General features: G+C 71.9%; 6 protein-coding genes. 2 read left to right on the plus strand and 4 right to left on the minus strand.

The genetic code is table 11. The features are described 5' to 3' along the window. Positions 1 to 10: 10 nt before the first annotated feature. Both D7X12_RS09260 and D7X12_RS09265 read right to left on the minus strand, forming a co-directional pair. The gene (locus D7X12_RS09260; protein ID WP_120624902.1) at positions 11 to 1,264 is read right to left on the minus strand and encodes a tetratricopeptide repeat protein; all 1,254 of its coding nucleotides are present in this window, start codon (positions 1,262 to 1,264) and stop codon (positions 11 to 13) included. Between the two features lie 14 nt (positions 1,265 to 1,278). Next, complete coding sequence (locus D7X12_RS09265) at positions 1,279 to 3,318, minus strand: hybrid sensor histidine kinase/response regulator (protein ID WP_208718903.1); 2,040 nt, start codon at positions 3,316 to 3,318, stop codon at positions 1,279 to 1,281. A gap of 174 nt (positions 3,319 to 3,492) precedes the next feature. Here D7X12_RS09265 and D7X12_RS09270 point away from each other — a divergent pair, with 174 nt between their 5' ends. Continuing rightward, a complete protein-coding gene (locus D7X12_RS09270) occupies positions 3,493 to 4,287 on the plus strand; it encodes a DUF2270 domain-containing protein (protein WP_120624904.1) in 795 nt (264 codons plus the stop codon). A 187-nt stretch (positions 4,288 to 4,474) separates the two neighbouring features. After that, complete coding sequence (locus tag D7X12_RS09275) at positions 4,475 to 5,482, plus strand: isocitrate/isopropylmalate dehydrogenase family protein (protein ID WP_120624905.1); 1,008 nt, start codon at positions 4,475 to 4,477, stop codon at positions 5,480 to 5,482. 5 nt (positions 5,483 to 5,487) lie between these two features. Here D7X12_RS09275 and D7X12_RS09280 read toward each other — a convergent pair whose 3' ends face one another. Both D7X12_RS09280 and D7X12_RS09285 read right to left on the minus strand, forming a co-directional pair. Next, a complete protein-coding gene (locus D7X12_RS09280; protein WP_120613795.1) occupies positions 5,488 to 5,868 on the minus strand; it encodes a translation initiation factor in 381 nt (126 codons plus the stop codon). 20 nt (positions 5,869 to 5,888) lie between these two features. Further along, a partial coding sequence (locus tag D7X12_RS09285) for a DsbA family protein (protein ID WP_158620013.1) occupies positions 5,889 to 6,648 on the minus strand: 760 nt, incomplete at its 5' end.

Below are 6,648 nucleotides of genomic sequence, written 5' to 3' on the forward strand. Positions count from 1 at the left end.
GCGCAGGACTTCACTCCGACCGCAGTCCTTCCCCGTCCATCAGCAACAGGCCGGGGACCCCATCCGGCGCATGTCCCAACGCGGTGAGCATCTGCACCGAATCCGCGTCCGACGCCCGGCACAGCAGCGCCACCTCGCGCCGGCCCAGGCTCACGCGCAGGCGTCCACCGCCCGTGGCGGCATCGAGCCACCGACGCTGCGACTTCGTGAGCAGCCGCGCTCCGTCGTACCCGTCGCCGCCCGTCACGGCCCAGACGCCGGAGAAGGCTTCGGCCAGTCGCACCTCGCCCTGGTCGATGACGACGGGCCGCACGTCGGCGGGATGCGCCTCCAGGTTGCGCCACGCCGCCGCGTCCACGGCTTCGAGCGTGAGCGCTGAATCCACCAGCGCGCTGGCGGGCAGGTAGCGCACGAACTCCGCGTCCTCCAGCACGTAGAAGACCTCCAGCCCCGCTGGCCCCGGCCGGAACAGCGCGCCCTGGGTTCCCGCCACGAATCCCGCCGGCCTGAGCACGGGCCGCAGCGACTCCAGCGCCACGCCTGTCGGACCCACGCCCGAGGACAGGCCCCCCAGGCGCGCCGCCAGCGCCTCCGCATGCGCGGTGAGCCCCGAGGGCCCGGGGGCCTCGCGATACGCCGCATACAGCGAGCCCACGTCCACGCGCCCCACGCCGCCCGACGCCAGCTTCACCAGCAGGTCCTTGCCCTGGCGTCGGAAGGTCACGCCCGCGCGGCCCAACGCGGCGGTGAGCGCGGCGGTGAACTCCGGGCGCAGCACCTGCTCCTGCGGCGCGGGAGACGGTGGCAGGTCCGCGGCCTCCAGCTCCGCGCGCAGCAGCTTCGCCTCCGCGTCGAAGGGGTCGCGCTCCACGGCCTCCGCCACGTAGGCCCGGGCGCGTGCGGCCTCACCCTGTCGCAGCGCGAGCACCGCGAGCACCTTGAGGACCTCCGGGTCACCGGGGTTCAGGACCAGCGCCTCGCGCAGCTCGCCTTCCGCGTCGCGGTGCCGCTCCAGCCCCAGCAATGCGCGCGCGAGCCCCAGTCGCACCTGGAGGTCCTCCGGGAAGTCGCGCCGCAGGGCCTGCATCAGCGGCAGGGCTTCACGCTCGGCGTCGGCGTTGACCAGCGCATGCGCCACGGCGAGGCGCAGCGTGGGGCCGGGGCTCGATGCGGCCTCGGCGCGCAGCGCGGCCAGCTCCGCGTCGCTGAGCGCGTCTCCCGCCTCCACCTTGCGGCGCAGGCGCTCCAGTTCCGCCAGGGGCATCACGCGCGGGGACTCTAGTGGCCTCCACCCGGAGCGCCCAGCCCTTCGGCGGGCGCTTCCTCACCCCGGGTCTGCGCGAGGAACTCGTCCAGCGCTCCCACGTCGATGGGCTTGCGGAACACCGCGTCCACCAACGCCAGGCTCGCGCGGTTCTGCCCGCGCACGTCCATCCCGGTGACGATGGCCAGCAGGGTCTGGGGCGAGCGCTGCCGCAGCTCGCGCGCCAGCTCCCAGCCGGTCATCTCCGGCATCACCGCGTCCAGGAGCGCCGCATCGAACGGATGCTTCTCCCAGATGCGCAGCGCCAACTCCGGGCTGTGCGCCACCTGCACGTCGTAGCCCTCCTCGCCCAGGACCTCGGCCATCATCCGCGCGTTGTCCAGGTCGTCGTCCACCACCAGCACGCGGCGCGCGGGCCGCGTCAGGCGCGGCACGCCTCCCGGGGCCATCCGCACCGGCGCCTGGGCGTCAGCGATGCCTGCCGCCGTGTCGCTGTAGCGCGGCAGCCGCACGACGAAGCTCGCGCCCGGGCCGTCGCGCCGGTTCTCCACCGTCAGCTCCCCGCCCCAGCGCTGCACCTGCGTGCGCGCCACCGCCAGGAACAGCGAGAACTGGGGCGCGCCCGGGTCCCGGCGCAGCGGGTCGAACAAGCGCGCCAGCTCATCCACCGCGTAGGGCGGCCCGCCGTCCTCCAGCTTCAATGACAGCCATCCCTCCCCTTCCGGACGCGTGCGGACCTGGAGCATGCCGCCTCCCTCCATCCGGTCCCGCGCCGACAGCAACAGGTTGACGATGAGTTCGCGGAAGAAGCCCGCGTCTGCCTTCACACCCCACGGGAAGCCCAGGTCCAGCTCCGTGTGCACCGGGTGCTCGCGCTGCTCCAGCTCGCCTCGCGCCAGCTCCAGGGCCTCGCGCACCGTCTGGTCCACCGGCACGTTGGCCAGGCGCTCCTCGGTGCGCTGCACGCCGAACTCCTGCAGCCGCGCGACCAGCTCGCCCACCTGGCGCACCGTCTTGTCCAGCGCCTCCACGTGCTCGGGTTTGTATTCGCGTTGCAGCAGCGTGATGCGCAGCCGCAGCACGTTGAGGAAGTTGTTGAGCGCGTGCGCGGCGCCGCTCGCCAGCTGCCCCAGCGCCTGCTGCCGCGTGCGCCGCAGGAGCTGTCCCTGGAGCCTGCGCACCTCGCCGTGGGCGCTCTCCAGCGCCTTGGTCTTCACGGCCGCTTCGGTCCGGTCGCTGAAGGTCTGGATGACGCCGGCGAGGACATGGTCCTCCTCCCACACCGGCGTGGCGCTCATCTCCAGCGTGGCGTCGGTGCCGCCGGGACGCTCCACCACCATCATCACGCCGCGCACCGGGCCCTTCTCGCGCAGCGCGCGCAGGAACGGCATGTCCTGCACGCGGAAGGGTTCGCCCGTCGGGTGCCGGGCGTTGACCTGCGTGAGCACGGGTGACAGCGAGCCGGCGGCGCGCGCGCCCACCACCGCGCGCATGGGCACACCCATCAGGCGGCTCACCGGCGGCGAGGCGAAGGACACCATGCCGTCCGTCTCCGCGAGGAGGATGCCCACCTCCACGTGGTTGAGCACAGACTCCATCACCGCGGCCTCGCGGAAGCGGACCTCCTCCGTCTTGAGGACGCGCGCGTAGGAGGCCTGCGCGGACGCATCCGCCTCCCACACCAGCTCCGACACCAGCTCCGCGACCTCCGCGTCGATGAGGCCCCCGTTGCGGCGCGCGTAGACGTACAGCAGCACCTCCTGGAGCGACTTGAACTCGCGCGTCAGGTCCTCGGGTTCGAAGTTCTGGTCGTACCGGAACGCCCCGTGCGAGCGCACCACCTCCGGCCACAGCCGTATCGCGTCCTCGCCCCGGTCCCGGAGCAGGCGGGCAAGCTCTTCCAGCAGGTGGTTCAGGGGCGCCCGCAGGTCGCGGCCGGGCACCTCCACTTCATAGGTCTCCGCCCGCAGGCGCTTGGCCCACAGACGGGTGATGCGCTCGCCCTCGTCCGAGAGCAGGCCCGACAGTGCGGTGATGGCGGTATCGGAAGGCACGCTCAAGGGCGGACGATGCGCACTCTCCCTGCTCGCAGCCACCCGGCCCCCCTGGAGGGGTCGCGCGCCAGTGTCCAGCCCTGCACACCGCCGGGGCCACCAGGGGGCTTGAGCGCCTGGCTGGCCGGCTGCCCTGGCTGATGGCGCGGATCATCCCCACCTTCCCCGGCACGGATGAGCGTGAAAGAGCGCAGGCCGAATGATCTGGAGCAGCCCCTGGTCTCCCAGCAGGCCATGGCGCAGCTGTTCCGTGGGGAGCTGAGCCGCTCGGACACGTGGCGCACGCGCCTGGACACGACGACCAACTGGGCGCTCACCACGACGGCGGCGGTCATCTCCTTCGGCTTCGCGACGCCGGAGAGTTCGCACGTGACGTTCCTGGCGGGCATCTGGATGGTGGTGTCGTTCCTGCTCATCGAGGCGCGCCGCTATCGCTACTACGACCTGTGGAACCGCCGGGTGCGCCTGCTGGAGGACGGGTGGTGGGCGCCGATGCTGCGGCGGGAGCCGGTGGATCCGGATGCCCTGCGCGAGCTGGCGGTGGAGATGTCGCGGCCGCAGATCCAACTGTCGTTGGGGTCGGCCATCGCGACGCGGCTCAACCGCGCGTATGGGCCCATCCTCATCGTCCTGTTGGTGACGTGGTTCTTCAAGGTCTACAGCCACCCGCGTCCGCCCAAGGACTTCAGCGACTTCGTGGAGCGGGCGCACGTGGCGTGGCTCCCTGGCCCCATCGTGATGGGCTCCCTGCTGTTCCTCACGGTGGCGGCGGCCTACCTCTTCACCGCGTCCTTCTTCATCCGGGCACCGCTGGGCGAATTGCGCACGCGCCCCCGGGGTCGCCGGGCCGCGCTGTGGGAGACCTTCTACCGGCCCTACGCCATCCAGCGCCGCAAGCGCACGCGCCGCACGGGGGCCATGGGCAACCGCCCCACGCAGCCCCGTCCTCCGGCCCCGTTCGACCCCTGAGCGGCGTCCCGTCCCCTGAGCCCCGGAGACCCGGGTAGGCACAGGTCCGCCCCGAGGGGCTCCCTCTCGCACCCCCGGGAGGCAGGGGAGCGGGCCGCCCGGGGCTGATGGGGACCATGCCTCCCGATTGAACGGGGCCCGCTTTCGTCCTTCCGGCCCCCCTGGATTTGTGGTGTGAACCGCCCCCATGGCGAACACGCGCACTGTGACGGTCATCAACGGCGACGGCATCGGTCCCGAAGTTTCTGCGGCCACCATTCGCGTCCTCGAAGCCCTCAAGGTCCCGCTGGAGTTCGAGTTCAAGGACGCCGGCACCGAGGTCGTGGCCAAGTTCGGCACCAACCTCCCCCATGAGACCGTGGAAGCGGTCCTCAAGAGCGGCGTCGCCCTCAAGGGCCCCACCGGCACCGTCGTCGGCGGCGGCCTGCCGTCCGCGAACGTGGGCCTGCGCAAGCGGCTGGACCTGTACTCGTCCCTGCGCCCGGTGAAGAGCGTCCCCAACGTCAAGACGCGCTACGAGAACGTCGACCTCGTCGTCGTGCGTGAGAACACCGAGGACCTCTACGTCGGCCTGGAACACATCATCGTCCCGGGCGTCGTCGAAGCGCTGAAGATCATCACGGAGAAGGCCTCCACGCGCATCGCGCGCTTCGCCTTCGAGTTCGCCAAGAAGAACGGCCGCAAGAAGGTGTCCGCCGTCCACAAGGCGAACATCATGAAGCTGTCCGACGGCCTCTTCCTGGACTGCTGCCGCAAGGTCGGCCGCGAGTTCCCGGAGATCCAGTACGACGAGGTCATCGTCGACAACCTCTGCATGCAGCTCGTCAAGGATCCGACCCGGTTCGACGTGCTGGTGACGGAGAACCTGTACGGCGACATCGTCAGCGACCTGTGCGCGGGCCTCGTCGGCGGCCTGGGCATGGTGCCGGGCGCCAACATCGGCGAGCGCACCGCCGTCTTCGAGGCCGTGCACGGCACCGCCCCGGACATCGCGGGCAAGGGCATCGCGAACCCCACCGCCCTGATGATGTCCGCGGTGATGATGCTGGAGTGGCTGGACCTCAAGGACGAGGCCATCCGCATGCAGGGCGCCATCCAGAAGGTCTACGGCGGCGAGGCGAAGGTGCGCACCGGCGACCTGGGCGGCAGCGCCACCACGCGCGAGTTCACCGACGCCATCATCGCCGCGCTGTAGTCCCCCTAGCCGACGATGACCTTGCGAACCCCCCGCGCTTCCAGGAGCGCGGGGAGCCGTTCGCGCTGGTCGCCCTGCAACACCAGCGCGTCCTCCTCCACGACCCCGCCGCAGCCCAGGCCGCCCTTCAGCGCCTTGAGCCAGGTGTCGAGCTGGGACGCCGGCAGCCCCAGCTGCTCCACCACCGTCACCTCCTTGCCCCCCCGACCCTTGCGCTCCATCCGCACGACGGCGCGCGCGGGCCCCTTGGGTTCGGGCTTCGCGCGGGGCTCTGGCGGAGGCGGCCCCGCGGGCAGGGCCTCCCGCTGCGCGGACAGGGCGGCGAAGGGGTTGTTGAAGGGCCCCGGCGCTGGCGGGGCCTCGGCCTTCTTGTCGCGCTTGCCCATGACGTGCGGCCCCTTCCTGCCTACGGGTGGGCGTGGCCCTCGTGGCCGGACGGCATGGCCATCGCCTGCGGCAGGACGTTGAAGGCGGGGTGGTTGGCGTCGCCCCGGGCCAGCACCAGCGCGTAGATGAGCGGCGCGGACGGCGGCACCTCCCGGCCGTTCACCAGCACCAGCGGCGTGGCCTGGATGTTGTACTTCAGCGCGTACTCGACGTCCTGGCGCAGCTTGCCCACGGTCTCCGGCGAGGACATGCACCCCTCCAGTTGCGGACGCGCCACGGAGCCGGAGCTGGCGATCTCCATCACCCTGTCGGTGTCCAGGAAGGCCTGCGCGGCGAACAGCTTCTCGCGCAGCTCCCAGAAGTCCTTCGCGCCCTCCAGGCACACCATGGCCCGGGCCGCGTCACAGCGCACGCTGGGCGCGTCCAGGCCGCGCTTGGGGATGGCCGGGTTGCACGCGCCATCCAGCGGGAAGTGCCGCGCCTCCACGGACAGCGAGCCCTGCGGCGCGTGCTTCTTGAGCAGCGCCAGCTCCTCCACCAGCGACTTGCAGTGGGGGCACTTGCTGTCGGTCCACTCCAGCACCTTCACCGGCGCCTCCACCGGGCCGAAGAGGCGGCGCGCGGGGTAGGCGGCCAGCTTCGGCGTGCTGCCGCGGTACACCGCGAGCGCGTTCGCCAGGAACTGCTGCTGCTCGCGGGGCAGGCTCGCGAGGAAGCCGTCCAGCGTGGCCGGCGGCGGCGGGGCCGGCACGTTGGCGGTCGAAGCCCCGGGCGTGGGC

Source organism: Corallococcus sicarius (genome assembly GCF_003611735.1).
GTDB classification, from domain to species: Bacteria; Myxococcota; Myxococcia; order Myxococcales; family Myxococcaceae; genus Corallococcus; species Corallococcus sicarius.

What these genes read in the sequence shown, in the direction of transcription:
- D7X12_RS09260 (WP_120624902.1), bottom strand. Translation starts at nt 1,264, where the DNA reads ATGCCCCTGGCGGAACTGGAGCGCCTGCGCCGCAAGGTGGAGGCGGGA.
- D7X12_RS09270 (WP_120624904.1), top strand. Translation starts at nt 3,493, where the DNA reads ATGAGCGTGAAAGAGCGCAGGCCGAATGATCTGGAGCAGCCCCTGGTC.
- D7X12_RS09275 (WP_120624905.1), top strand. Translation starts at nt 4,475, where the DNA reads ATGGCGAACACGCGCACTGTGACGGTCATCAACGGCGACGGCATCGGT.
- D7X12_RS09280 (WP_120613795.1), bottom strand. Translation starts at nt 5,868, where the DNA reads ATGGGCAAGCGCGACAAGAAGGCCGAGGCCCCGCCAGCGCCGGGGCCC.